At 63.2% G+C, this 23492-nt stretch carries 27 protein-coding genes and 1 tRNA gene; 16 read left to right on the top strand and 12 right to left on the bottom strand.

Annotated features, from left to right (window positions below):
- Positions 1 to 76: 76 nt before the first annotated feature.
- Positions 77 to 505 (bottom strand): hypothetical protein, encoded by a 429-nt coding sequence (locus tag AC2TC0_RS04690; protein ID WP_484716318.1) that lies wholly within the window; start codon positions 503 to 505, stop codon positions 77 to 79.
- Positions 506 to 548: 43 nt separating this feature from the next.
- Complete coding sequence (mnmA, locus tag AC2TC0_RS04685; protein WP_484716317.1) at positions 549 to 1688, bottom strand: tRNA 2-thiouridine(34) synthase MnmA; 1140 nt, start codon at positions 1686 to 1688, stop codon at positions 549 to 551.
- Between the two features lie 145 nt (positions 1689 to 1833).
- On the opposite strand from mnmA, the gene AC2TC0_RS04680 reads away from it, so the two are divergent.
- A complete protein-coding gene (locus tag AC2TC0_RS04680) occupies positions 1834 to 2229 on the top strand; it encodes a hypothetical protein (protein WP_484716316.1) in 396 nt (131 codons plus the stop codon).
- Positions 2230 to 2231: 2 nt separating this feature from the next.
- A complete protein-coding gene (gene sciP / locus AC2TC0_RS04675) occupies positions 2232 to 2531 on the top strand; it encodes a CtrA inhibitor SciP (RefSeq protein WP_484716315.1) in 300 nt (99 codons plus the stop codon).
- 142 nt (positions 2532 to 2673) lie between these two features.
- Here sciP and AC2TC0_RS04670 read toward each other — a convergent pair whose 3' ends face one another.
- The 4 genes from AC2TC0_RS04670 to AC2TC0_RS04655 are packed head-to-tail and all read right to left on the bottom strand — an operon-like array spanning position 2674 to position 6646.
- A complete protein-coding gene (locus AC2TC0_RS04670) occupies positions 2674 to 3408 on the bottom strand; it encodes a proteasome-type protease (RefSeq protein WP_484716314.1) in 735 nt (244 codons plus the stop codon).
- Positions 3409 to 3440: 32 nt separating this feature from the next.
- Complete coding sequence (locus AC2TC0_RS04665; RefSeq protein WP_484716313.1) at positions 3441 to 4241, bottom strand: transglutaminase family protein; 801 nt, start codon at positions 4239 to 4241, stop codon at positions 3441 to 3443.
- Between the two features lie 20 nt (positions 4242 to 4261).
- Entirely contained in the window at positions 4262 to 5206 is a 945-nt protein-coding gene (locus tag AC2TC0_RS04660) for an alpha-E domain-containing protein (protein ID WP_484716312.1), read from the bottom strand.
- Between the two features lie 12 nt (positions 5207 to 5218).
- Positions 5219 to 6646: a circularly permuted type 2 ATP-grasp protein gene (locus AC2TC0_RS04655; protein WP_484716311.1), complete on the bottom strand. Its 1428-nt coding sequence runs from the start codon at positions 6644 to 6646 to the stop codon at positions 5219 to 5221.
- A gap of 114 nt (positions 6647 to 6760) precedes the next feature.
- Between AC2TC0_RS04655 and AC2TC0_RS04650 the strand changes: the two genes are divergently transcribed.
- From AC2TC0_RS04650 to AC2TC0_RS04640, 3 genes are all read left to right on the top strand, one after another.
- Entirely contained in the window at positions 6761 to 7429 is a 669-nt protein-coding gene (locus AC2TC0_RS04650) for an MOSC domain-containing protein (RefSeq protein WP_484716310.1), read from the top strand.
- A gap of 71 nt (positions 7430 to 7500) precedes the next feature.
- Positions 7501 to 8694: an acyl-CoA dehydrogenase family protein gene (locus AC2TC0_RS04645; protein ID WP_484716309.1), complete on the top strand. Its 1194-nt coding sequence runs from the start codon at positions 7501 to 7503 to the stop codon at positions 8692 to 8694.
- Positions 8695 to 8810: 116 nt separating this feature from the next.
- Positions 8811 to 9941 (top strand): acyl-CoA dehydrogenase family protein, encoded by a 1131-nt coding sequence (locus AC2TC0_RS04640; protein ID WP_484716308.1) that lies wholly within the window; start codon positions 8811 to 8813, stop codon positions 9939 to 9941.
- Here AC2TC0_RS04640 and AC2TC0_RS04635 read toward each other — a convergent pair.
- Positions 9938 to 10483, bottom strand: a complete 546-nt coding sequence (locus tag AC2TC0_RS04635) for a TetR/AcrR family transcriptional regulator (RefSeq protein WP_484716307.1) — start codon at positions 10481 to 10483, stop codon at positions 9938 to 9940. The genes AC2TC0_RS04640 and AC2TC0_RS04635 overlap by 4 nt on opposite strands.
- 127 nt (positions 10484 to 10610) lie before the next feature.
- Between AC2TC0_RS04635 and AC2TC0_RS04630 the strand changes: the two genes are divergently transcribed.
- The 4 genes from AC2TC0_RS04630 (at position 10611) to AC2TC0_RS04615 (ending at position 13362) form a co-directional block, all read left to right on the top strand.
- The gene (locus AC2TC0_RS04630; RefSeq protein ID WP_484716306.1) at positions 10611 to 11381 is read left to right on the top strand and encodes an SDR family oxidoreductase; all 771 of its coding nucleotides are present in this window, start codon (positions 10611 to 10613) and stop codon (positions 11379 to 11381) included.
- A gap of 29 nt (positions 11382 to 11410) precedes the next feature.
- A complete protein-coding gene (locus tag AC2TC0_RS04625; RefSeq protein WP_484716305.1) occupies positions 11411 to 11869 on the top strand; it encodes a MaoC family dehydratase in 459 nt (152 codons plus the stop codon).
- Positions 11870 to 11899: 30 nt separating this feature from the next.
- Positions 11900 to 12685 (top strand): crotonase/enoyl-CoA hydratase family protein, encoded by a 786-nt coding sequence (locus AC2TC0_RS04620; protein WP_484716304.1) that lies wholly within the window; start codon positions 11900 to 11902, stop codon positions 12683 to 12685.
- Between the two features lie 254 nt (positions 12686 to 12939).
- Entirely contained in the window at positions 12940 to 13362 is a 423-nt protein-coding gene (locus AC2TC0_RS04615) for a nuclear transport factor 2-like protein (RefSeq protein ID WP_484716303.1), read from the top strand.
- A gap of 278 nt (positions 13363 to 13640) precedes the next feature.
- Here AC2TC0_RS04615 and AC2TC0_RS04610 read toward each other — a convergent pair.
- Positions 13641 to 13715: transfer RNA gene (locus tag AC2TC0_RS04610), tRNA-Gln, on the bottom strand.
- 53 nt (positions 13716 to 13768) lie between these two features.
- Positions 13769 to 14848 (bottom strand): branched-chain amino acid aminotransferase, encoded by a 1080-nt coding sequence (locus AC2TC0_RS04605; RefSeq protein WP_484716302.1) that lies wholly within the window; start codon positions 14846 to 14848, stop codon positions 13769 to 13771.
- 69 nt (positions 14849 to 14917) lie between these two features.
- Here AC2TC0_RS04605 and AC2TC0_RS04600 point away from each other — a divergent pair, with 69 nt between their 5' ends.
- Positions 14918 to 15424, top strand: coding sequence for a MarR family winged helix-turn-helix transcriptional regulator (locus tag AC2TC0_RS04600; RefSeq protein WP_484716301.1), 507 nt, complete (start codon positions 14918 to 14920; stop codon positions 15422 to 15424).
- Here AC2TC0_RS04600 and AC2TC0_RS04595 read toward each other — a convergent pair.
- Positions 15421 to 16254, bottom strand: coding sequence for a pyrroline-5-carboxylate reductase family protein (locus tag AC2TC0_RS04595; protein WP_484716300.1), 834 nt, complete (start codon positions 16252 to 16254; stop codon positions 15421 to 15423). The genes AC2TC0_RS04600 and AC2TC0_RS04595 overlap by 4 nt on opposite strands.
- 27 nt (positions 16255 to 16281) lie before the next feature.
- Entirely contained in the window at positions 16282 to 17895 is a 1614-nt protein-coding gene (locus AC2TC0_RS04590; RefSeq protein ID WP_484716299.1) for an alkaline phosphatase family protein, read from the bottom strand.
- Between AC2TC0_RS04590 and AC2TC0_RS04585 the strand changes: the two genes are divergently transcribed.
- From AC2TC0_RS04585 to AC2TC0_RS04560, 6 genes are all read left to right on the top strand, one after another.
- The gene (locus tag AC2TC0_RS04585) at positions 17816 to 18049 is read left to right on the top strand and encodes a hypothetical protein (RefSeq protein WP_484716483.1); all 234 of its coding nucleotides are present in this window, start codon (positions 17816 to 17818) and stop codon (positions 18047 to 18049) included. The genes AC2TC0_RS04590 and AC2TC0_RS04585 overlap by 80 nt on opposite strands.
- Before the next feature lie 18 nt (positions 18050 to 18067).
- Positions 18068 to 19975 (top strand): protein-disulfide reductase DsbD family protein, encoded by a 1908-nt coding sequence (locus tag AC2TC0_RS04580; RefSeq protein ID WP_484716481.1) that lies wholly within the window; start codon positions 18068 to 18070, stop codon positions 19973 to 19975.
- Positions 19976 to 20066: 91 nt separating this feature from the next.
- The gene (locus AC2TC0_RS04575; RefSeq protein ID WP_484716298.1) at positions 20067 to 20807 is read left to right on the top strand and encodes a TlyA family RNA methyltransferase; all 741 of its coding nucleotides are present in this window, start codon (positions 20067 to 20069) and stop codon (positions 20805 to 20807) included.
- A gap of 162 nt (positions 20808 to 20969) precedes the next feature.
- Positions 20970 to 21548, top strand: coding sequence for a TspO/MBR family protein (locus AC2TC0_RS04570; protein WP_484716297.1), 579 nt, complete (start codon positions 20970 to 20972; stop codon positions 21546 to 21548).
- A 3-nt stretch (positions 21549 to 21551) separates the two neighbouring features.
- Complete coding sequence (locus AC2TC0_RS04565; protein ID WP_484716296.1) at positions 21552 to 21842, top strand: accessory factor UbiK family protein; 291 nt, start codon at positions 21552 to 21554, stop codon at positions 21840 to 21842.
- Between the two features lie 43 nt (positions 21843 to 21885).
- The gene (locus tag AC2TC0_RS04560) at positions 21886 to 22389 is read left to right on the top strand and encodes a type III secretion system chaperone family protein (protein ID WP_484716295.1); all 504 of its coding nucleotides are present in this window, start codon (positions 21886 to 21888) and stop codon (positions 22387 to 22389) included.
- Between the two features lie 121 nt (positions 22390 to 22510).
- Here the strand turns inward: AC2TC0_RS04560 and AC2TC0_RS04555 are convergent, their stop codons facing one another.
- Positions 22511 to 23473, bottom strand: a complete 963-nt coding sequence (locus AC2TC0_RS04555; protein WP_484716294.1) for a right-handed parallel beta-helix repeat-containing protein — start codon at positions 23471 to 23473, stop codon at positions 22511 to 22513.
- Positions 23474 to 23492: the final 19 nt, after the last annotated feature.

The following is a 23492-nucleotide window of genomic DNA, read 5'->3' as shown; positions in this document are numbered from 1 at the left end:
GACGATATCGATTATCTGTTAGCTAACCCGGCCAAGGAAATTAGCCGCAAATGGTTTCCGACGGGTAAATTCGGAATCATCCGGTGGGATCGGCGTTGACCGCTGATGACGGCGCACCACCGGGGCGCGAGAGATGCCAATAAGCACCCAGCAACAGCGCGACTGAAATCGCCTCGGCAATCATCGCCTGCGTGATTGATGCTGTAAGCGAATCGCCAAATGCGATCAGCCCCAGCAAGCGGCCCAGCAACGCCGTGCCAAACAGCGCGGCCGGCACCAGCAGCGCATGCGTCCAGCCCGATCGCAGCACCCCCATCACGGCAAAGACCGCCGCAACCAGAAAGAAAGAGGACAGATCGGCGCGAATGGTGTTGCGCCCGGTAGGATCAAGCTGCGGCCCTGCGAGGTCGAAATAGGGGGCTGCCGCGGTCAGGCCCTGGAACCCTGTAAGCAAAAATAGCGCCGCCCACAACAACACGACCCCGCGTACCACCCAGTTGATCATAGCATCCTCCCCTGCCCCCACGCTGGGGCTTTGTTCGGCAAAGTCAAGCGGCAGGCACGGCCCCTTCCGTTGCTGCGATCCAGCCGCCGCCGAGCACGCGGTCGGGGTTGGCGGCATCATAAAGCACCGCCGCCTGCCCCGGCGCGACGCCGAATTCGGGCGTGGCAAAGCGCAGCATATTTCCTTCCAGCCGCGCTGGGACGGGCTTGGCCAGACTGCGCACCTTGGCGAGCACAGCGCGGCCGTCGACCTCGGCGAGCCAATTGGCGTCGTCGATCACCGCCGCCGATACCGCCAGCGCCGCGCGCGGGCCGACGACCACCTGCTTCGTCACGGCATCGAGCCGGATTACATAGAGCGGTTCAGCCTGACCGCCGATTTCGATGCCGCGACGCTGGCCGACCGTATAGTGGATAAGGCCCTTGTGCGGGCCCAGCACGCGGCCATCGAGGTGCACAATGTCGCCCGCGTCGTCGGCGTCGGGGCGAACCTTGCGCACGATCGCGGCATAATCTCCATCAGGCACAAAACAGATATCTTGGCTGTCGGGCTTGGCAGCGACGCCCAGTCCCAGTTCGGCAGCAATGGCGCGCACCGCGCTTTTGGGCATGCCGCCCAGCGGAAAGCGCAAGAAATCCAGTTGCTCACGCGTGGTCGCGAACAGGAAATAGCTCTGGTCGCGGGCAGGGTCGACCGCACGGTGCAGTTCGGGACCATTCTTTCCCATCACGCGCCGCACATAGTGACCGGTCGCGAGGCAGTCGGCGCCCAATTCTTTAGCCAGCGCGAACAGGTCGGTAAACTTCACCCCCATGTTGCAGCGCACGCAGGGGATGGGTGTACGTCCGGCGAGATATTCGTCGGCAAACTGGTCGATCACCGAATCGCGAAACCGGCTTTCATGATCATGGACATAGTGCGCAAAACCCAGCCGGTCGGCGACCGCGCGCGCATCGCGAATATCTTGCCCCGCGCAGCAGGCACCGGGACGACGCGCTTTGGCACCGCTGTCGTACAGCTGGAGGGTAACACCAATCACCTCCGCCCCCGAGCGTGCTGCCAGCGCAGCGACCACGCTGGAATCGACGCCGCCCGACATAGCAACAACAATGCGCTTGCCCGCCAACGGGGCGGCAAGCTGAAAATCGCCGGCAAGGGCGTCAAGGGTGGTGGCAGCGGACATGATTGCCGCGCCCATAGCGCCGCAGCAGCAGCAACGCCAGCTTGCCGCCTGCCGCGCCATCACCAGCGACCGCATTAACCATCGCTAATGAGGGATGAAGACCGCTTTTACCGGCGCTTAGGTGGTTGCCGTTATTGGGGAGGCTATGAAGTTCGACTTTCCCCCCCGTGCGGCAAAGCGCGACGCGGCGATTCGTCCCGGTTTCGACGTGCTTATGGCCGTTACCAGCGCGCGTCAGGCCGCATCGCCGACGGCCCGACTCGTCGCGGCGCGGCGTGGACGCGGCGAAGGCAAAAGCAACGAAACCGGGTGCGCCATGCTGCTGGCGCACGGACGCATCACGGGTGAGGCAGCATCCAAGGCCGTGCGCTTTGCCGATTTGGCGATACGCACTGTCCCGGAACAGGACAGCGATACGGCGGTAAAGGCAGAAATGAAGACCCCGTTTACCAAGGCGTTTCAGCCGATGGTCAAACATGTTGATTTAGAAGGACCTCTCAACGCCGAACGCTCCGTTGGCAACGGTCCGGGAATGGAATGAATATGATCGAGAACCAGAAAATCAGGCCGGCTCAAGTCATTGGCCCTTTGGGTGAGCCGCTGACGCTCGACACGCTGCCGCCGCCCTCGACGACCCGCTGGGTCGTGCGCCGCAAGGCCGAAGTAGTGGCTGCGGTGAACGGCGGGCTGTTGACCGTGGACGAGGCGTGCGAACGCTACGGCCTGACGCTGGAAGAGTTTGCCGGGTGGCAGCGTTCGATCGACCGCAGCGGTATGGCCGGTTTGCGCGTAACCCGCCTGCAACATTATCGTGACCTGTACGAGCGCCAACAGCGCTTCTAATCACGCATTCCCACAAACGGGAACCGCCGCCCCGCCGCTCCTGCCCGAGCGCGCGGGGCGGATGCGTTTAGACACCGTTCCTCTTATGTGGCTGTCGCTCTGGCGGTATCAATCCAGCGGAAACAGAGCTCGATAACACCCGTTAAAAACTGAAGCGTGGCAGTCCGTCAATAGCGGCGCGCAGCGAGTGGCTCCACTGGTCACTAATGGCGCGGAAATAAGGGTCGGTCGCCTCAAACCGCCGCGTCGCGCCGATGGTAAACTGGTCGCGTTCGTGGATGACCAGGTCCAGCGGCGGCGCGACCGCCAGATTGGCGCGGATGGTGCTGTCGAACGACACCATCAGCAGTCGCACCGCATCCTCGAAGGTCATCCCCGGATCAAAAGCGCGGACCAATATGGGGCGTCCATATTTGGTCTCGCCGCTTTGGAAAAACGGCGTGTCATTGCCGGCCTCGATAAAATTGCCCTGCGGATAAATCAGGAACAGGCGCGGCTCGCTGCCCTTGATTTGCCCGCCAACGATTAAGGTGGCCGAAAAGGGTGATTGCGCCGTGGGCGACCCTTCACCGGCGCGCCCGCGCACGACTTCGCGCAAAGTTTCGCCGACGATGGTCGCGATCTGGAACATTGAAGGCGCGGCCATAATCGAAGGGTTGCGGTCTTTGGGCGCTTTTGACCGTTCGTCGAGCAAGCTGACCACTGCCTGCGTCGTTGCCAGATTTCCTGCGCTCATCAACGTGATCACGCGCTCGCCTGTTTTTTCCCAGCTGGTGATTTTCTTGACCATGCTAATGTCATCGACACCCGCGTTGGTGCGGGTGTCGGCCATGAAGGCCAGACCCCGGTTCAGCCGCAATCCAACGCAATAGGTCATGCCGTGACTCGCTCCCCTGCCCGTGTGAAAGCTTATTGCTGCTGCACGTTCACCGTGACAAGCATCTCTTCGCCCATCCCGCCGAAATGCATGCCGGTTACCGGCGCGGCGTCGCGATAGTCCAGACCCGTTGCCACGCGGACATAGCGCGCGTCGGGCGAAATTCCGTTTGAAACATCAAAGCCAATCCAGCCGATGGCGTCGACATAGGCCTCGGCCCAGCCGTGCGTCGCATCCTGATCGACGCGATCATTCATCAGCAAATAGCCCGAGGCATAGCGCGCCGGAAAGCCAAGCAACCGCGCCGCAACGCAAAAAGCGTGGGCATGGTCCTGACACACGCCATAACCCAGCGCCAACGCCTGTTCGGCACTGGTTTCGGAATGGGTGTGTCCGGGTGCATAGGTAATGGCGCCGCGCACCAGCGCCGACAGGGCATGGAGCCGTGCCACCGGGTCGGCATCGGGCGCCACGGCCCTGGCCACCGCCCGCGTGGCTTTGCCCGCGCGGGTCAGCTGGGTTTCGCACGTAAAATACCATAGCGGCAGATGCCCACCATGCGCGCCGACAATGCCGTGCCGATCTTCGGTTTCGACGGTGCCGGTGCAGCTCAATGTAATTTCGCTGCCGCCACGCGCGATGCTGACCAGGTCGACATGGTTGGCGTGCTGGTCGTTGAAGCACAATTGGGTTTGGCCGCCGGTAACTGCCAGCTGCCAGTCGATGACGCGCTGACCCGGACGATCCTTGGGCGTCAGCCGCAACTGTTGCAGCGCGTAGGAGACCGGGCCCGAATAGCGATAGGTGGTGTGGTGCCGGATGGCGAGACGCATTTTGTTCAACTTAACCCCGTTCAGTCCGCCACAAAGCGATAATCAAGCGCGATCTGGTTCGCGAGCAGGTTGTTGGCGACCAGATATTTGATGATGAATTCGTGCAGCCCGCTGTCGAAGATGGCGTCGATCGACTGGCTGAGCAATTTGGCGCCAATGTCGGCGCAGACATGATGCGCCGGGCTGGCTTCGCCATATTCATGTGCCAGATGCGCCAGGTTGTCGCACAGCTTGGCATGACAAAAGGCCAGGCTGCGCGGCATTTGCGGGTTGAGGATCAAAAATTCGGCGATCCCGCGCGCGGTCGAATCGGGGCCGTTCAGCCAGTGATAGGCGCGCTGCGCCGACACCGAGCGCAGGATGGTTTCCCATTGCACCATATCGAGCGTCGAACCGACCGCCGCGACGCTGGGAAGCAGCAGATAATACTTGACGTCCAGGATGCGCGCTGTGTTGTCGGCGCGTTCGATAAAGGTGCCGAGGCGCAGGAAATTATAGGTGTCATGGCGCAGCTGCGTTCCTGCCATAGCGCCGCGCACCAGCGCGTTCTGGCGCCGGATCAGCGCAAGCAAATCGGGCAGGTCGGCGGCGCGGATGCGGCCACGCAGGCGAGCGTCGAGTACGATCCAGGTTTCGTTGATCGCTTCCCACACTTCGCGTGTCAGCGATACACGCACCAGCCGGGCGTTGTCGCGCGCGGCCTTCACCAAATTAATGACACTTGCGGGATTGCCCCGGTCGCTAAGCAAAAAGGCCACCACCCGCGGCGAGTCGAGCTCGCCGTGCACCGCGCGATAGGCGGCGAGCTGGCCCACCGTCGAAAGCAGGCTTTCCCACTCGCCCACCGCCGCCGATGCCCGTGTCAGCGCGATACGGAAGCCCGCCTCTACCAACCGCGCCTGCGCCTCGGCACGCTCGAGATAACGGCTCATCCAGAACAGACCGGAAGCGTTCTTGCCTAGCATCGTGGCACGCCCCTAATCATCCAGCACCCACGTGTCCTTGGTGCCGCCGCCCTGGCTGCTGTTGACCACCAGCGAGCCTTCGGTCATCGCCACCCGCGTCAGCCCGCCCGGCACAATTTCAATGCCCCCTGGCGACACCAAGACGAACGGCCGCAGGTCGACATGGCGCGGCGCGAGGCCTTTCTTCGTGAAAATAGGTACGGTCGACAGCGCCAACGTCGGCTGAGCGATATATTTGGCGGGGTTGGCGATCAATTTGGCCCTGAACGCTGCCACCTCGCGCTTGGAAGCCGCCGGGCCGACCAGCATACCATAACCGCCCGACCCGTGGACCTCCTTCACCACCAGCTGCTCCAGCTGGTCGAGCACTTCGGCGAGCTGGTCGGGCTCGCTGCATCGCCAGGTCGGCACATTGGGCAAGAGCGGTTTCTCGCCGGTATAAAATTCCACGATTTCCGGCATATAACTGTAGAGCGCTTTGTCGTCGGCAATGCCCGTTCCGGGGGCGTTGGCGATCGTAATCCCGCCGGCGCGATAGACATCCAAAATGCCCGGCACGCCCAGCATCGATTCGGGTTTGAAATTGAGCGGGTCGAGATAATCATCGTCGATGCGTCGATAGATGACATCGACGGACTTGTAGCCCTGCGTCGTGCGCATCGCGATCCGCCCGTCGACCACGCGCAAATCATGCCCTTCGACCAATTCGACCCCCATCTGGTCGGCAAGGAAGCTGTGTTCAAAATAGGCCGAATTGAAAATGCCGGGCGTCAATACCGCAATCGTCGGCGTGCCCGAACAGGCGGGCGGCGCGCACGCGGCCAGCGAGCGGCGTAGGCGGGTGGGATAGTCGCTGACCTCGCGTACCGGAATTCGACTGAACAGTTCGGGAAACATCTGCAGCATGGTTTCCCGGTTTTCGAGCATATAGCTGACCCCTGAAGGGGTGCGGGCGTTATCCTCCAGCACGTAAAATTCATCCGGCCCCGTGCGAACAATGTCGGTGCCGATAATATGTGTGTAGATGCCCCCAGGCGGGTCGACCCCGACCATCTTCGGCAGAAAAGCTTCGTTCTGCGCGATCATCGCGGTGGGGATGCGGCCTGCGCGCAATATTTCCTGCCGATGATAAATGTCGTGCAGAAAGGCGTTGATCGCGCGCACGCGCTGTTCGATGCCGCGCGATAGCCGGCGCCATTCGCGCGCCGACACGATGCGCGGCACAATGTCAAAGGGGATCAGCCGTTCGTCGGCATCGTCGCTGCCATAGACGTTGAAGGTGATGCCGGTCTTACGGAAAAAAGCCTCGGCCTCCTGCGCCTTGCTGCGCAGATGGTCCGGCTGGGTCGCAGCAAACCAATCGGCAAAATCGCCATAGGGGCCGCGCGCCGCGCCGTCCGGGCCCAGCATTTCGTCAAAGGCTGCCCTTTGCTCTGCCATGACTTGTTGCCCCTGTCCGATACCGCCCCCTCTCCACTCGGCTTTGAAGCTATCGGAGCGGTGCGAAAAGGCAAGGGGATGAAAAGCAGGGCCGCAGATGATAGCAAGCAAGCCATGATCCGCACTTCGCTCGACGCCCTGCTGGTTGGCACGCCGCAGCCCTTTCACCCCAGCCGCGGGATGAGCAGCATGGCGCGGACGCCGGTCAGCGCGCCGGTCGCGGTGGGCCCAACGGGGTTTGCGGGCGATCAGGTCGCCGACCCGACGGTTCATGGCGGACCCGACAAAGCGGTGCATTTCTACCCCGCCGAACATTATGCGGCTTGGCGCGCCGAATTGGGCGACCATCCGCGCCTCGTCGCACCGGGCGGCTTCGGCGAAAATCTGTCCGCACGCGGGCTGACCGAGGAGCGCGTGCATATCGGCGACCGGTTCCGCATCGGCACCGCGCTGTTCGAAGTCGCACAAGGCCGCCAGCCGTGCTGGAAGCTTGATCATCATTTTGGCCTGAAAAGCATGGCCGCAGATGTTATCCGCAGCGGGCGCGGCGGTTTCTATTTTCGGGTGATCGAGGGGGGCTGCGTCGCGCCGGGCGATGCGATCGAGCAAGTGGCCCGCGGTGCCGCGCATTGGTCTGTCGCGCGCGCTTTTCATGTGCTTATCGGCGGTGGCCACAAGAGCACCGAGGGGCAAGCGGCGCTCGCCGAACTGGCCGGGCTGGACGTGCTGGCGGCGAACTGGCGCGCGCGGGCGGCCAAACTTCGCGTCGCCAATGCTGATTGACGTTTACGTAAACGGACGGTAACTTGAATTCACCCGTTTCGCGCGTCACACTGACGATGAGGAGAGCCGCCATGGACATGCAATTCAGCCCCGAAGATCTGGCCTTCCAGCAGGAAGTGCGCGCCTTCATCGCCGAAAATTATCCCAAGGAACTGCGCGGCAAGCAGGATGAAGGCGACGAGCTGGGCAAAGAGGATTTTCTGTCCTGGCATCGCGTGCTGCACAAAAAGGGTTGGGTCGCCCCCGCCTGGCCGGTCGAATATGGCGGCACTGGCTGGACCCCGACGCAGCGCTTCATCTGGTCCGAAGAAACCGCGCGCGCCGATTGTATCCGCCTGATGCCCTTTGGCCTCGCGATGGTCGGCCCCGTCATCTACACCTTTGGCACGCCGGCGCAGAAGGCGCATTTCCTGCCGCGGATCCTGTCGGGCGAGGATTGGTGGTGCCAGGGCTATTCGGAACCCGGCTCGGGCAGCGACCTTGCCTCGCTGCGCACCACGGCGGTCCGCGATGGCGACCATTATGTTGTCAACGGCCAGAAAACCTGGACCACCATGGCGCAGCACGCCGACTGGGGCTTTTTCCTGGTCCGCACCGACAAGGACGCGAAACAGCAGGAAGGCATCAGTTTCCTCCTGATCGACATGAAATCGCCTGGCGTCACCGTGCGCCCGATCATCACATTGGGCGGCGAGCATGAGGTCAATGAAGTGTGGCTGGAGGATGTGCGCGTCCCTGTCGACCAGCGCGTGTTTGAGGAAAATAAGGGCTGGACCTGCGCGAAGTTCCTCCTCGCGCACGAACGCACCGGCATTGCCGGGGTGGCGGCGTCGAAGCGCGGCGTCGAGAAAATCAAATCGATCGCCACCGCCGAAATGGACGGTGACCGCCCGCTGCTGCAAAACCCCTTCTTCAAGCGCAAGGTCGCCGAGCTGGAGATGGACCTGACCGCACTGGAGTTTACTGAACTGCGCAGCCTCGCCGGCGAAGCCGCAGGGCGCGGACCGGGGCCGGAGTCGAGCCTGCTCAAAATCAAGGGGTCGGAAATCCAGCAGCGCATCACCGAGCTCGCGCTGGAAGCGGCGGGCCATTATGGCGCGCCCTATTTCCGCTCGTTCGGTGAAGGCGACAATGCGCACCCTATCGGCCCCGATTTCGCCCAGCGCGTCGCCCCGCATTACTACAATATGCGCAAGACGACGATCTACGGCGGGTCGAACGAAATTCAGCGCAACATCATCGCGAAGATGGTTTTGGGATTATAGGATAATTCCAAAACCATCCCGGACCTGATCCGGGATCCAGGGCGGCAAGGTACCGTCCATTGCCCAACACTGGACCCCGGCTCTTGCCGGGGAGCCGATCAAGACCGAGGACACCCATGGATTTCACCTACACCGAAACGCAGGACATGATCCGCGACACGCTGGCGCGCTTCCTGGCCGACACCTATGATTTCGACAAACGCCGCGCGATGATCAGCAGCGAGGCAGGCCGCGACCCCGGCATCTGGTCGGCGCTCGCGACCGAACTTGGCATGCTCTCTGCGCCCTTTGCGGAAGACGTCGGCGGGCTGGGCGGCGGTGCGCTGGAAAACGCCATCGTCATGGAGGAAATGGGCAAGGCCATTGCCATCGAGCCCTATCTTCAGACTGTTGTCATCGGTGGCGGAGCGCTGAAAGCCGCGCCCGGCCCGCTCGCCGACGCGCTGATCCCCGCAATCATCGGCGGCGAGGCAATCATCGCCTTTGCCTATGCCGAGCCGCAGGGGCGGTATGACCCCGCCAATATCCGCACCAGCGCGAAAGCTGACGGCGGCGGGTTCGTCCTGAACGGCCACAAGGCGGTGGTTTATGCCGCGCCGTGGGCGACGCACCTGCTCGTCACCGCGCGCACGGGCGGCAGCCAGCGCGAACGCGCGGGCGTCGAGCTGTTTCTGATCGAGGCGGGCCTTTCGGGTATTACCCGGCGTGACTATGCGACGGTCGACGGCTTCCGTGCGTCCGAGGTTTATTTCGAAAATGTCGCCATTCCGGGCGACGCGCATCTCGCCGGCGGGATCGACCTTGTCGAACGCATTATCGACGAAGCAACCATGGCGGTGTGTGCAGAGGGCGTCGGAACTTTGCGCAAACTGCACGACGGCACGCTCGAATATTCGAAGCAACGCAAGCAGTTTGGCCAGCCGATCGGCAAGTTCCAGGTGCTGCAGCACCGCATGGCCGACATGTTCATCGAGGTCGAACAGGCCGCCTCCATGACGCTGATGGGCACGCTGAAAATCGACCTGCCCGCGGGCGAACGCATGGCCGCCGTCAGCCTCGCCAAAGCCAAAGTCGCGCGCAGCGCCAAATTTGTGGGGCAAAACGCCATCCAGACCCACGGCGGCATCGGTATCACCGACGAACTCGCCATCGGCCATTATTTCAAACGCTCAACGATGATCGAGAACCAGTTCGGCACGCCCGACTGGCATCTGGAACGCTATGAGCGGTTGACGATGGGCGGCTAATCCTGCAGCCGCGCCGTCGCGGTCTGCACGCCTTTCAGCCAGCGGTCAGACGCAGCAGCATCGGGCAGCACGCGCGCGATGATCAGCGCGCCGACCAGCGCGCTGACCGCCAGCATGGCATCATCATCGTCGGCAACATGCGGTCGCAGGCCATCTGCAAAGGCGGCAATATGCCGTGCCATTGCTGCCCGACTGTCCGTATCTGCGCGCGCGGTTTCGCCCGCCATCGCCGCGATACCGCATCCCTCACTAGGCGTGTCGCGGTGGCGGCGGCTGAGATAGCTGCGCGCAATGTCGGCAATAGTGTCAGCCGAGCGGGCGTGGGCTTTGGTGGATCCGTCGGCCAAAGCACGCTCGATTGCGGCCGTCACCAGCGCATCGCGCGAGGCGAAATGCCCGTAAAAACCGCCATGGGTCAGCTGCGCTGCCTCCATCAACGGACCGATGGCCAATGCATCTATTCCATCCTCGCGAATTTTTGCGGCTGCCAGCGCCAGGATGCGTTCCCGGTTTTCGGCTTTCTGCGCCTGCGAATATCCCATGGGCCCAATTCCCTTCGACAAGTGACTTGACGTTCTGCATGATCTGCATCATGCAGAAGCATGATAGTCATCATGCTGATGGCAGCTTGCGCGCTACAGCGCAAGCCGACGCTGGGGAGCAAAGATCATGGGGTCCGCCCGCAACTTATTCGATCTCGACGGCAAGACCGCCCTCATCACTGGCGGCTCGCGCGGGCTGGGCATCCAGATTGCCGAGGCGCTGGGTGATTATGGCGCGCGGCTGGTCATTTCCTCGCGCAAGGAGGCCGATCTGGTCGAGGCGCAGGCACACCTCGCAGGCCGCAGCATCGACGTCAGCTATGTTGTCGCCGACAATGGTCGTGACGAGGATATTTTTGCGCTCGCCGAAACCGCCATCGAAAGGCTCGGCAAGGTCGATATTCTGGTCAACAATGCCGGCGCGAGTTGGGGCGCACCGACCGAAGACCATCCGATCGATGCTTTTGACAAAATCATGAACCTCAACATCCGCGCGCTCTTCGTGCTGTCGCAGCGCATCGCGAAACAGTCGATGATCCCCAATCGCTATGGCCGGATCATCAACATGTCGTCGATGGCAGGCATGCGCGGCGCCGATGGGCTGGTCGCGTATAACACCAGCAAAGGCGCGGTCATCAACTTCACCCGCGCGCTCGCCGCTTCCTGGGGCAAATATGGCATCACCGCCAACGCCATTGCGCCCGGCATGTTCCCGTCGAAAATGACCAAGGGAACATTTGAAAAACACGGCGTCGAACGCTTCGCCAACGCCGCGCCGCTGCGCCGCATCGGTGATGATCAGGATTTGAAGGGCACGGTGCTGTTGTTCGCCAGCGAGGCTGGAAAGCACATTACCGGCCAGACTCTGGCGGTGGACGGCGGTGTCACCGCCGTTTGATTGCGCGCCCAACCCGAAAGGATGTCTGCATGACCGAAATATCCGTCAATGAATATCGCGCTTTGGTGGGTCAGGAACTGGGCGTGTCGCGCTGGTTCATGGTGGATCAGGCGCGCATCGATGCCTTTGCCGATGTGACCGAAGATCATCAGTTCATCCATGTCGATCCCGACCGCGCTGCGGCATCACCTTTTGGCGGCACGGTCGCGCATGGGTTCCTCAGCCTGTCGATGCTGGCGGCCATGGCCTTTGACGCCCAGCCGAAAATTGCGGGCCGCGCAATGGCGGTCAACTACGGTTTCGACAAGGTGCGGATGCTCACCCCGGTGCGCGCGGGCAGCCAGATTCGCGGCCGCTTTGTCCTCAAAGAAATTGTCGACCGCGGCCCTAAGGAATTTTTGTCGAAAAGCGAGGTGACAGTCGAAATCGATGGCGCACCAAAGCCCGCGCTGATCGCCGAATGGCTCGGCATTTCCTACTTCGCTTAATCCCTGCCCCTAACCCTGAAGGACCACATCATGACCGAAGCCAGCGAAGGCCGCGTGATTACCGAGCGCCACGATCATGTCCTGAAAATCATCATCGACAACCCCGCGAAGAAGAACGCTTTCATTCCCGAAATGATGCAGCAACTGAGCGCCGCGCTGACCGAGCTCGACGCCGATTCCGATCTGTGGGTTGGCGTGCTCTGCGCGGCGGGTGACCATTTCACCGCCGGCCTCGACATGCCCAAATTTTTCGGTCCCGGCGCGACCGCCAAGCCCGTGCCGCCGGGCAATGTCGATCCCTTTGGGCTGGTCAGCCAGGCCAAGAAGCCCATCGTCACGGCGGTTCAGGGCATCTGCTTCACCATCGGCATCGAATTGGCGCTAGCCGGTGACATCGTGATTGCAGCCGACGATGCGCGGTTCTGCCAGATGGAATCGAAACGCGGCATCGCCCCGCTGGGCGGCGCGCATTTCCGCTACATCACCCGCGCCGGATGGGGCAACGCCATGTATCATCTGTTCCTGTGCGACGAATTCGGGGCCGCCGAGGCGCACCGTATCGGGCTGGTGCAAGAAGTGGTGCCGGCGGGCCAGCAGGTGGAGCGCGCCATGGCGGTGGCGGCGGCCATTGCCGCCAACGCGCCGTTGGGCATCCAGGTGACCAAGGAAGCCGGCCGAAAATATATCGAGGCTGGCGAGCAGGCCGCGATTGCCGCCGTTGCCACTGTCCGCGACCGGGTGATGAACAGCGCCGACGCAGCCGAGGGCATTATGTCCTTTGTCGAGCGCCGCGCGGCGGTGTTCAAGGGCAAGTAAGCACCGACGTGGCCAAGGCCAAAGTCGCGCGCAGCTCCAGATTCGTCGGCCAGCGCGCGATCCAGTCCCACGGCGGCATCGGCATCACCGACGAGCTTAGGACCGGCCATAATTTCAACCGCTAGGCGATGATCGAAAAGCAATTCGGCACGCCCGGATCACAGCTGGAGCGCTATGAGCGGTTGACGATGCGGTGACTGGTCAGCGCGTTCGAATCGCGTATTCTCCGCAGCGCAATGTGAGGAGTATCGGCGATGCTGAGTCGCGCGCGGATTATTGCGGCAATCGAGGAAATCTACGTCCGGCGTGTCGGCGGCGACAAAGCCGAGTTTGCCGAAATCTGGGCCGGGGGTGCAACCTATCAGCTGGCAGGCAATGAAGAAATCATGGGGGCGGCACTAACCCGGCAGCGCGATGCCCGGCAGGCGGTTGGCGAACTGATCGATCAGTTCCGTTTCCACCGCGCTGAGCTGATGGACGCGGTGATTGATGGGAATCGGGCGGCCGCAGTCGTTAGCCTGGATGTGTCGACCGGCGGTGGCCCGCAACATCAAACGCAGGTTTTCACGCTGTGGGAGTTCGACGAAGATGGGAAGGCCACATCGCTGGTTGAATTTGCCGACACTGCCTTGATTGGCGCCATGGTGTCACAGCAACAGTCGGCTGAATCGCGCTGAATTTCGATCCGCAATAAACGGCTGTAAAAAAACGCTGTCCTACATGCGCGCAATCTGCCTTAACCTAGGCCATGCCGACGCTTCTGCTCCTGACCCTGCTTCTGATGCGACCTGAAGGGCTGCGGCGTGCCGACAACGGGCGCGACGCTGTCCACTTTCGCCAGCGGTGGAACAAGGTGAAAGGTTCAGGCTGTTCGCCCCCCGAATATCAGAACAGGAGGGGGTAGGGGTTGGCGTCTACTTTCTGAGATTTCCGCCATTTTTTCGCGGGAAAAGTCTGGCTGGGGCGGGAGGATTCGAACCTCCGCATGGCGGTACCAAAAACCGCTGCCTTACCGCTTGGCTACGCCCCATCGGCCGGACTGGGCTGCGCTATAGCGCGGGGCGCAGGGATGGCAAGCGCTCGCTAAACGCGTTGCACCCAGCCATATGGGTCGGCGGCGCGGCCGCGCTGGATGGCGACGAGTTTGTCCTTCAGCATCGCGGTCACCTGCCCCGGCCCGCCTGCGCCGATGGTGAAACTGGCATCGCCGCGCGTCACCTTGCCCACCGGCGTCACCACCGCGGCGGTGCCGCACGCAAAGGTTTCGGTCAGCCGCCCGCTCTCGCTATCCGCCTGCCACTGATCGATGGCATAGGGCCGTTCCTCGACCGTCAGCCCCGCATCGCGCGCCAGCACCATCAGCGCGTCGCGGGTGATGCCGGGCAGGATCGTCCCGGTCAGCGGCGGCGTGACGATACGCCCGTCGGCGAACACGAAAAACAGGTTCATGCCCCCCAGTTCCTCGATCCAGCGGCGCTCGGCGGCGTCGAGGAACACCACCTGGTCAAAGCCCTTGGCGATGGCCTCGCTCTGCGCGGCCAGGCTAGCCGCATAATTGCCGCCGCATTTGGCTGCCCCGGTCCCCCCCGGCGCAGCGCGGGTGAAATCTTCGGACACCCACAGCGACACCGCCGGCGCGCCCGATTTGAAATAATTGCCCACCGGCGAGGCGATAACCAGGAAATGATATTCGGCCGAAGGCTTGACCCCCAGAAAGGCCTCGCTGGCATACATGAAGGGGCGCAGGTAAAGCGACCCGCCCTCGGCGGCCGGGAACCAGTCGGCGTCGGCGCGGATCAGTTCCTTGCACGCATCGACGAACAAGCCTTCGGGCAATTCGGCCATCGCCATGCGGCGCGCGCTGGCGTTGAAGCGCGCGGCGTTGGCGTCGGCGCGGAACAGCGCCATTTCGCCGCCGTCGAGCTTATAGGCTTTCAATCCTTCGAAAATTTCCTGCGCATAATGCAGCACCGCCGTTGCAGGATCGAGCGTCAGCGGACCGCGCGGCATCAACCGCGCATCGTGCCAGCCCTGTCCTTCTTTATAGCGCACGCTGACCATATGGTCGGTGAACACGCGCCCAAATTGCGGATCGGCCACCAGCGCCGCGCGCCGCTCAGCAGGCGTCGGATTGGGATGCGGATCATGGGCAAAGGCGGTCATGGTTTGGCTTTCGGAGGCAGGGAAGCGCGCTCTTGCCAAAGGAAGGCGGGCCGCGCAACTTTAGCAGCAATGAGCGACGAAAATTATCTTGCGCAAACACCCGCGGCCTCTGCCCTTTTCTTACGCGAAGCGGAGGTGCGCCGCGGAATCGAGCTGCTGTTCTTTGGTCATGGTCATTTTTGGCGCGCCATCGACGCGGCGCTTGCCGAAGCGGGGCTTGGCCGTGCCGAGTATCGCGCGCTTTATTTCATCGCGCGCCAGCCGGGGTTGACGGTCAGCGAGCTTTTGGCGCTGCTGGGCATCACCAAACAATCGCTGGGCCGCGCGCTGAAACCATTGGAAGCCCGCGGGCTGGTCGTCACCCGCCCCGGCAATCGCGACCGGCGGCAAAAGGAGCTGCGCCTCACAGATGCGGGCAAGGCTTTGGAGGCCGCGCTGTTCGCGCCGCTGCGCGATACCATGGGCCGCGCCTATTCCGCCGCCGGGCAAGAGGCGGTGACGGGTTTCTGGCGGGTGAGCGAGGCGCTGATCCCGGCGCGCGAGCGGGACCGGGTGAAGGGGCTGGGGGAAGCTTAGCCCCGCGCGATATCGGCCAGTTCGCGGCCCCGATCGCGTGCAGCGCGGAGCACTTCGGTCATCAGTGCAACCAATCGCCCGTCGGCGTCGAGCACGTCGAGCCCCGCCTGCGTCGTGCCACCTTTGCTGGCGACCTGGGCGACCAGAGTCGCAGGGATTTCACCGCTGCTGGCGAGCCAAGCCGTCGCGCCGCCAAAAGTCGCCGACGCGAGGGCAAGCGCCTCGTGAGAGGTGAATCCCAGTCGCTCGCCCGCCGCCGCATAGGCCTCGATCAGCCGCAAGATGAAGGCCGGGCCGCTGCCGGTGAAGGCAGTGACGAGGTCCATCTGGCTGTCGTCGGCGAGCCGCAGCACGCTGCCCAACGGCGTGAGCAGCGCATCGAGCACACCATCATCGCTGGCATCGGTGCCGGTCGCCGCGACCGCCGTCACCCCTGCGCCGATGCGCGCAGGCAGGTTGGGCAGAATGCGGACATGCGCCTTGGCCGCCGGAAACCGCACCGCCAGATCGGCGAGGGAAACGCCCGCAAGGATCGACACCAGCCGCGAGTCAGTACCGACAAATGGTTCAACCTGCGCGGCAATATCTCCCAGCTGTTGCGGTTTGACCCCCAGCATCACCCATTGCACGCGCGCGCCGCTTGCCGCCCAGTCGGCCATGCTGGCATGTGCGGTGACGCCAGCCGGCAGCGCCGTCGGAGCCGGATCGACCACCTGCACCCGCGCTGGGTTGAGTCCGGCTGCGATCCAGCGCGCCAGCATCGCCCCCGCCATATTGCCGCAACCGACCAGCAGCAGCCCGCCGGTAAATGTCCCCAAAGATGTCGCCATAGCGCGCTCCGCTAGACGATGATGTCGTCAGGGGCAACTGGTTGTCGGGCCGCTAACCAGATCAAGACAGCGCCCATCGATTTGGGCCGAATCGATCGGCAACCCTATCAAGGCGGCCAGCGTCGGCAGGATATCGACCGTCATCACCGGGTTGGGCTGTTCGAACCCCGCCAGCCCCTTTCGCCAGAACAGCATCGGCACGCGCCGGTCATAGTCCCATACCGACCCGTGCGTGGCGACATAACGGCCTGGCGTCGCCGCATCCGTGTCGGTGATCGGCGTGACATTGGGCCGCAGCGCGAACAATAAGTCGCCCGACCGTTGCGGGTGGAAAGAAGCACGCAGGCGCTGTTCGACACTCCAGTTCAGCGGATTGCCGGTCGGCAGCGGCATGGCCATCATTTGCGCGCGAGTGACCACGGCCGCAATTTGGCGGTGGGCCATCAGCCGTGCGGCCATTGCCGCTTCGGCGCGCGCACGCTGCGCCGGGGTAAGCGCTCGGTTCAGGTAGAGGTCGCTGCCTTCGGCCAAAAACAGCGGTTTGGGCAGCGCGAGTTCGTCCGCCACGGCATCACCCAGAGCAGCCAGTGAAAAGGTGCCGTCGATCCGTTCTGCACCAGGCAGCGCATTCTGGCGGTTGCGTTCGGGGATGTCGTGGCCGCCATGATCGGCGGTCAGCACAACGGCATAGTCGATCCCGGTCGCGTCCAGCCGCGTGAAGAAATCACCCAGATCGCGATCGAGCGACAGCATTTGCAGGCACATTTCACTGCCGCCGGTGCCATAGCTGTGGCCAACATAATCGGTCGCCGACAACCCGAGAATCAGCAGGTCGGTTCCGCTGCCCTCGCCCATCCGGTTGGCCGCACGCAACGCCGCTCCGGCAGCGAGCACCGCGCCATCGGCTTCTGGAGTCGCCAAAAAGCTGCGCAGATTGCCGCCCGTGCGGGCCATGCGGCCGGTCCCGACCTGCTTGGCCGTGCCAATCGGAATCGGAACGTCATGCGCGGCGCAAGCCACGGGCAGATCAAGTGGCGGGCGAGCAGTGTTGATCGCGCTGGCGATTGCGGCACCCGCGGCCTGTGCTGTGGGCGACAGCGCTGTGCCGCGGTAACTGGTTAGCCCGCTGGCATCGAGCCACAGCACTTCATCGGCAGACTTTCCCGCCATCATGATCGCCGCGCGATCCTTGCCAGCGACCGCGATGACACGCGCCGAAGGGCTGCGCGCCTTCATCAGATCGCCCAGTGTCGGCACGAGCAGATGGGCAACCGACGGCGCGTAATTGCTCGACGTGGATCCGGGCACTGACGGGTCTTCAGCGCAATAGACCCGCTTGTCGTCGCGTTGGAGCGCGGGGTCGGCCCAGTGATTCGCCACAATGCCGGTTCGCGCAGGGTGGCTACCGGTCAGAATCGTCGAATGGCCTGGGCAGGTTTCGGTTGCCGCGTGGGCCTGATATCCTGATGGAAACACCGCGCCCTGCGCCAAGCGCGCGAGCCCGCCGGTAACCAACCCGCGATACTCGGCGAACAGGTCGGCGGAGAACTGATCGACGGCGATGACCACTATCAGCTTGGGTGCAGGTTGCGACTGGGCAACAGCAATTGCTGACGAGAATAAGGCGGCGCAGGCTGCCATTACCCTCGTCGTCCACGCAAAGGTGGGGATCCATCGCCGACGTGTTGCTGATGAAATTGGCCGATGTACCATGCCGTACGCTCCGGTGATGATTTCCCGCCTGCGCGGGAGTGACAAAGAGGGTGGCTATGCTCTGCTGCAAACTGGACTATAGGGCAAGAACTGCACGATGATGACCAATCCCCACTTCCCCCTGCTGCGTCTGATCCTGCTGTGGTTTGCCGCGATTTTCGCTGCACCAGCCATCGCGCAGGCGCCGCTCCCGACCAACATTAGTCCGCAGCTGATCGCCGAACACAGCACTCCCGGGCCCGGCGGCACGACGACCCTCGCGCTGCTGATGACGCCCAAACCGGGGTGGCACGGCTATTGGAAGAACGGCGGCGATGCCGGGTTTGGGTTAAAAATCGAATGGGATTTGCCCGACGGCGTGACGGTAGGGGCTTTCGATTATCCAGTGCCCGAGCCACTCGTATTGTTCGGGCTGATGAACCATGTCTACAAACAACCCTATGCCCTGCTGGCGCGGGTGCAAGTGGCGGACAATGTTGCGCCAGGGACCGATCTCAGCTTCAGTGGCAAGGCACTCTGGCTGGCATGCACCGACGAGGTGTGCGTGCCGGAAGAAGCCGTCATCGCGGTCAAGTTGACCGCAGGGCAGCCGGGTGCAGCGGTCAAGGCCGATGGGCGCTTCGACGCCTGGCGCGCGGCGCTGCCGCCGTTGCTCGACCGCAGCGGACGGTGGGAGCGCCGGGGTGATACGCTGCGAATTGGCCTGCCAATCCCAGAAGACGTGGCGATCAGCGACCCGCATCTGTTCGTCGCAACGACCAAGCTGATCGACTATGGCGCGCCGCAAAGCTTCAGCCGCAACGGCGACTGGCTGATTATCGAAGCACCGTTGAAAGGGGATGCGGCTGGACCCGCCGAAGCGCTGCTGCGGTTGCAAGGTGCACGCGGACTCGAAGTTAAACTCACCCCCGGTGCGGTGCCAGCGGCGGGCCAGCCGCTGATGATGGCGTCAGGCGGCATTGACTGGAGCCTGTTCGGCTGGGCGCTCAGCGGGGCAGTGCTGGGCGGCTTGCTGCTCAATCTGATGCCCTGCGTGTTTCCAATCCTGAGCCTGAAAGCACTGAGTCTGGCCCGCGCTGGCGGCGATGCGCGCGAGGCAAAAGTCGAGGCGTTGGCCTATGCGGCGGGTGCGGTCGCAGTCGCGCTGCTGCTCGGCGGACTGCTACTCGCGCTGCGCGCAGGCGGGGCCGAGATTGGCTGGGCATTCCAGTTGCAAAATCCGTGGAGTGTGGGCGCATTGTTGCTGCTGACGCTGGCCATCACGGCTAATTTGCTCGGGCTTTTTGAACTGCCGAGCTTCGGCGGAGGTGATGCGCTGACGCGCGCAGGCGGAGCAAAAGGCGGCTTTGCCACCGGCGCGCTCGCTGCCTTTGTCGCGACGCCGTGCAGCGGACCTTTTATGGGTGCGGCGCTGGGCGCGACGCTCGCGCTGCCCGCCGCCGCCGCGCTGCCGATTTTCGGCGGCTTGGGGCTGGGCCTCGCCCTCCCCTTCGTCGCCATCGCTTACTCGCCCGCGCTGCGCCGCCGTCTGCCAAAGCCCGGCGCATGGATGGCGACTTTCCGCAAGTGGCTGGCGCTGCCGATGGCAATTACTGCGTTGGGACTGGCGTGGCTGCTCTGGCAGCAGGTCGGGACTACACGTCATGACCCCGCTGCCATCGCCGCCAAGGCATCATCGGCGTGGTCCCCAGAGGCATTCGCCGCTGCCCGCGCGTCGGGCAAACCGGTTTTTGTCAATTTCACCGCCGACTGGTGCATCACCTGCAAGGTCAACGAACAAACCAGCATCGGCCGTGCCGAGGTGCAGGCGGCGTTCGACAAGGCGGGGGTAGTGCAGCTGACCGGCGACTGGACGAACGGCGACCCCGCCATCACCCGGGCGCTGGCTGCGCAGGGACGCAACAGCCTACCGCTGTATTTGTGGTATGCGCCCGGTAAAGACGCTCCTGAGGTGCTACCGCAGATCTTGACGCCGGGATTGTTGGTGGAAAGGGCTGAGGGTCGATGAACAACGTCATTGCAAGCGTAGCGAGGCAATTCAGGGCTGGCGTAAACCGATCTGGATTGCCTCGCTACGCTTGCAATGACGAAATTTAGCTGTGGCCAAAGTTCGCGCCGACCAGTTGCTAGTCGAGCAGGGCCATGCCGAAAGCCGGGCGCGGGCTCAGGCATTGATCCTCGCGGGGCTGGTCTTCGTCGACGACCGCAAGGTCGACAAGGCGGGGCAGCAATTGCCTCCAGATACGGTCCTGACCCTGAAAGGACGCGATCACCCGTGGGTGTCGCGCGGCGGGTTGAAGCTGGATCATGCGCTTGCCGAACTGGGATGGGATGTCACCGATGCTGTGGCCATCGACGTCGGCAGCTCGACCGGCGGCTTTACCGATGTGCTGCTGTCGCGCGGCGCTGCAAGGGTTTATGCGGTTGATTCGGGCACCAACCAGCTGGCTTGGAAATTGCGGCAGGACGCGCGCGTCGTTGTGCTCGAGCAAATCAGCGCACGCATCCTCACGCCCATCCATATTCCCGAACCCGTTGACCTGATTGTGTGTGACGCCAGCTTCATCAGCCTCGCCAAGGTGCTGCCCGTCCCGCTGGGGTTTGCCAAAGCGGGCGCGCGGCTGATCGCGCTGATCAAGCCGCAGTTCGAGGCCGAGCGGCACGAAATCGGCAAGAAGGGCGTGGTCCGCGACACCGCTGTGCATGCGCGCGTCTGCGCCGAAGTGCAGGCGTGGCTGGGCAGCATCGGCTGGCGGATAGATGCATTGATGACCAGCCCTATCACCGGGCCCGAGGGCAACGTCGAATTTCTGGTGGCGGCGACGAACGGCACGGCTTGACGCGCTTTGAACCAGCCGCAACAAGCCACCCGTTTTCCCGAGCGAAGACGAGGGACTATGCCGGGCGCAGTCGCGGCTGCACCTCTGCAATTCTCGCTTCGCTCGAAGCGGCCCCTCGTCTTCGCTCGGGGATGCGCGAAAATTATGGAAAGAATGTCCGCAATGACCGAACTCGCCACTCCCGATCAGCTGCGCATGTCCTTCGTCCGCTGGGCGCTGGTGACAGTGCCTGCGACGGTGCTGCTCGGCAGCCTGTCGGGCCTTCTTTCAAACAGCGGCTTTGGCAACCCCTGGTTCGACGCGCTGGTCATCCCCGATTTCATGCCGCCGGGGTGGGCATTTGGGGTGGTCTGGCCAGTCCTCTACGCGCTTTTGGGGCTAGCGCTAGCGATGATCCTGAACGCGCGCGGGGCCCAGGGTCGTCGGGCGGCGCTGGCCCTGTTCGCCACCGCATACCTTGCCAATTTGGCTTGGTCGCCGCTCTTCTTTGCTGCGCACCAGATATCAGCGGCTTTCTATCTGATTCTGTTCATGATCGCGGTGACGATTGCCACCGCCTTTGCCTTTGGCCGCATTCGTAGCATCGCCGCGTGGCTGCTCGTGCCCTATCTGTGCTGGATCAGCTTTGCTGCCATGCTGAATTTCGCGTTCGACCAGCTCAATCCAGAGGCCGAAACCCTTGCACCCGCCGCCGCGCGCTCCCAAATCAATGCCAGTCCGCTTCAACCGGCAGAGGAATGACCCATGCAAAGTGAGAACCGCTTTTTCGACGATCTGGCGCGCGTGATGAACGGCGTCGCCGGCACTGTGGCCGGGGCGGGCCGCGAGGCTGAGGCGGCAATGCGCGAGCGCGCCAAGGAATGGATTGGCCGCATGGACTTTGTCAGCCGCGAGGAATTTGAAGCGGTCAAGCAAATGGCCGCCACCGCGCGCGCCGAAGCCGAGGCGCTGAAACAGCGGCTCGACGCGCTGGAGGGCAAATCTGCAGCTGCCAAGCCCGCCGCGCCGAAGCGTGCCGCCAAGCCCAAGGACTGATTGACTCGCCTTCCCCGACCCTGCCCGCTAAAGCGGCGAGGTGATGAGCGACAATATCTACGACGACGACGAACAGGAAGCCGCGCCGATTGACATGATCAGCGCCTATTTCGAGGCGCATGGCTGGCCGCACGAAATGGTCAGCGAGGACGAGATTGTCGCTACAGTGCAGGGTAGCTGGACCAATTACGAGCTGCGCGCGGTGTGGCGCGGCGAAGATCGGGTGATCCAGCTGCTCGCCTTTCCCGACATTCGCGTGGTTGAGGACCAGAAGAGCGTGACGCACGAGGCGCTGGCGCTGATCAACGAACAATTGTGGCTGGGCCATTTCGAGCTGTGGTCGAACAGCGGGACAATCCTCTATCGTCACGGTCTGCTGGTGGGCAGCGACGGGGCGTTAGGGCTTGATGCCGCCGAAACGCTGATCGAAACCGCGATTGACGAGTGCGAGCGTTTTTATCCGGTGTTTCAGTTCATCCTGTGGGGCGGCAAGACCCCGACAGAAGCGCTGGCGGCATCACTCATTGAAACGCGCGGCGAGGCCTGAAACCGACCCCAACTCTGCCTACCCTGAGCTTTTCCAATGGTCGTTCTTTTTTGGCGACGGTCAAGAAAAGGACATCCCTTCGACAAGCTCAGGGCGGACGGGGTAGGGATTGCAGAGTGGCTTACCGCCGCTCAAACCTTACCAAACCTTCACCGAGCTCGTTCACGCCAATCGCCAGTGCCTCGCCGCTCCAGTCCGCGACAAATACCGTGCGGCGGCCCAAATCACTGGGATGCGTCGCTCGATTGCCCGCAATAACCAGCCCTGCCGACGGATTCTTGCGCTCCTCAGCAGCAACGGCGATCAGTGCCGAATAGTTTTCCTTGTTGCGACCCTGCACCAGCAGATTGTTCGTTATCCGCCCGACCGAGCCAGAGGGCAGGTCGATCAAATAGTTGGTGCCAATGCCTTGACTGTCGTCGAAGCTGTTGTCGCTGATGTCGACTTTAACCGCCCGCGCCTTGAAATAATGGCCGCCACTGCCCTTTTCAAAGCGGCTGCGCGTGACGATTACTCGGCCCCAGATGCCGGCGTACACGCTGTGCGCGCACGACAGCCCGCGGTCGCAGCGACCAAGGCGCGAAAAGGTCGAGCGGTCGATGGTCAGCGTCGCGGCGGGATCATCGTGCGTGAGGATGCCCTCTTCACTATTGCGGAACAATGTGTTGCTGACACTTAGGTCGCTGCGCTCCAGGCGGATGCCAGCGCCGTTACCGTCGGGCACGCGCAAATTCTGGAACACCAGCCCGTCGACGCTGGCCCCGGCACCGCGCAGCACCAGTGCAGCTTTGCCCTCGCACGTCACGCTGTCGAAGATGGCAGTACCCGGTTCGACCGCGACAAGAGCAATCTGGCCCGACACCTGCACTGCGCAATCACGGTGCGTGCCGGGCGCGATGCGGATGGTACCGACACCGTCGCCGACCGCGTTGACCGCGTCCTGCAGCCGCATGAACGCCTGCCCGGTTTCAGCGATGACATAAGGTGCGCCGTCGGTTTGCGACTGCGCTGGAATCACCATCGCCAGGGCAATCAGCATCGCTATCGCGGTCAGCGGGCGCGGGCGCAGGAAGCGGATGGACATTCATTGCCATTAGCTGGCG

The organism is Sphingopyxis sp. sgz302558 (assembly GCF_057220455.1).
The sequence above is the reverse complement of the archived record's forward strand: the minus strand, read 5'-3'. Positions and strand labels throughout refer to the sequence as shown.

Coding starts and splice junctions, on each gene's coding strand:
- AC2TC0_RS04560 (WP_484716295.1), top strand. CDS start 21,886: ATGAGCGACAATATCTACGACGACGACGAACAGGAAGCCGCGCCGATT.
- AC2TC0_RS04640 (WP_484716308.1), top strand. CDS start 8,811: ATGGATTTCACCTACACCGAAACGCAGGACATGATCCGCGACACGCTG.
- AC2TC0_RS04655 (WP_484716311.1), bottom strand. CDS start 6,646: ATGGCAGAGCAAAGGGCAGCCTTTGACGAAATGCTGGGCCCGGACGGC.
- AC2TC0_RS04590 (WP_484716299.1), bottom strand. CDS start 17,895: ATGGCAGCCTGCGCCGCCTTATTCTCGTCAGCAATTGCTGTTGCCCAG.
- AC2TC0_RS04665 (WP_484716313.1), bottom strand. CDS start 4,241: ATGCGTCTCGCCATCCGGCACCACACCACCTATCGCTATTCGGGCCCG.
- AC2TC0_RS04625 (WP_484716305.1), top strand. CDS start 11,411: ATGACCGAAATATCCGTCAATGAATATCGCGCTTTGGTGGGTCAGGAA.
- AC2TC0_RS04555 (WP_484716294.1), bottom strand. CDS start 23,473: ATGTCCATCCGCTTCCTGCGCCCGCGCCCGCTGACCGCGATAGCGATG.
- AC2TC0_RS04600 (WP_484716301.1), top strand. CDS start 14,918: ATGAGCGACGAAAATTATCTTGCGCAAACACCCGCGGCCTCTGCCCTT.
- AC2TC0_RS04645 (WP_484716309.1), top strand. CDS start 7,501: ATGGACATGCAATTCAGCCCCGAAGATCTGGCCTTCCAGCAGGAAGTG.
- mnmA (WP_484716317.1), bottom strand. CDS start 1,688: ATGTCCGCTGCCACCACCCTTGACGCCCTTGCCGGCGATTTTCAGCTT.
- AC2TC0_RS04580 (WP_484716481.1), top strand. CDS start 18,068: ATGACCAATCCCCACTTCCCCCTGCTGCGTCTGATCCTGCTGTGGTTT.
- AC2TC0_RS04670 (WP_484716314.1), bottom strand. CDS start 3,408: ATGACCTATTGCGTTGGATTGCGGCTGAACCGGGGTCTGGCCTTCATG.
- AC2TC0_RS04650 (WP_484716310.1), top strand. CDS start 6,761: ATGATCCGCACTTCGCTCGACGCCCTGCTGGTTGGCACGCCGCAGCCC.
- AC2TC0_RS04660 (WP_484716312.1), bottom strand. CDS start 5,206: ATGCTAGGCAAGAACGCTTCCGGTCTGTTCTGGATGAGCCGTTATCTC.
- AC2TC0_RS04690 (WP_484716318.1), bottom strand. CDS start 505: ATGATCAACTGGGTGGTACGCGGGGTCGTGTTGTTGTGGGCGGCGCTA.
- AC2TC0_RS04635 (WP_484716307.1), bottom strand. CDS start 10,483: ATGGGATATTCGCAGGCGCAGAAAGCCGAAAACCGGGAACGCATCCTG.
- sciP (WP_484716315.1), top strand. CDS start 2,232: ATGATCGAGAACCAGAAAATCAGGCCGGCTCAAGTCATTGGCCCTTTG.
- AC2TC0_RS04605 (WP_484716302.1), bottom strand. CDS start 14,848: ATGACCGCCTTTGCCCATGATCCGCATCCCAATCCGACGCCTGCTGAG.
- AC2TC0_RS04595 (WP_484716300.1), bottom strand. CDS start 16,254: ATGGCGACATCTTTGGGGACATTTACCGGCGGGCTGCTGCTGGTCGGT.
- AC2TC0_RS04680 (WP_484716316.1), top strand. CDS start 1,834: ATGAAGTTCGACTTTCCCCCCCGTGCGGCAAAGCGCGACGCGGCGATT.
- AC2TC0_RS04620 (WP_484716304.1), top strand. CDS start 11,900: ATGACCGAAGCCAGCGAAGGCCGCGTGATTACCGAGCGCCACGATCAT.
- AC2TC0_RS04565 (WP_484716296.1), top strand. CDS start 21,552: ATGCAAAGTGAGAACCGCTTTTTCGACGATCTGGCGCGCGTGATGAAC.
- AC2TC0_RS04570 (WP_484716297.1), top strand. CDS start 20,970: ATGACCGAACTCGCCACTCCCGATCAGCTGCGCATGTCCTTCGTCCGC.
- AC2TC0_RS04630 (WP_484716306.1), top strand. CDS start 10,611: ATGGGGTCCGCCCGCAACTTATTCGATCTCGACGGCAAGACCGCCCTC.
- AC2TC0_RS04615 (WP_484716303.1), top strand. CDS start 12,940: ATGCTGAGTCGCGCGCGGATTATTGCGGCAATCGAGGAAATCTACGTC.
- AC2TC0_RS04585 (WP_484716483.1), top strand. CDS start 17,816: ATGACCACTATCAGCTTGGGTGCAGGTTGCGACTGGGCAACAGCAATT.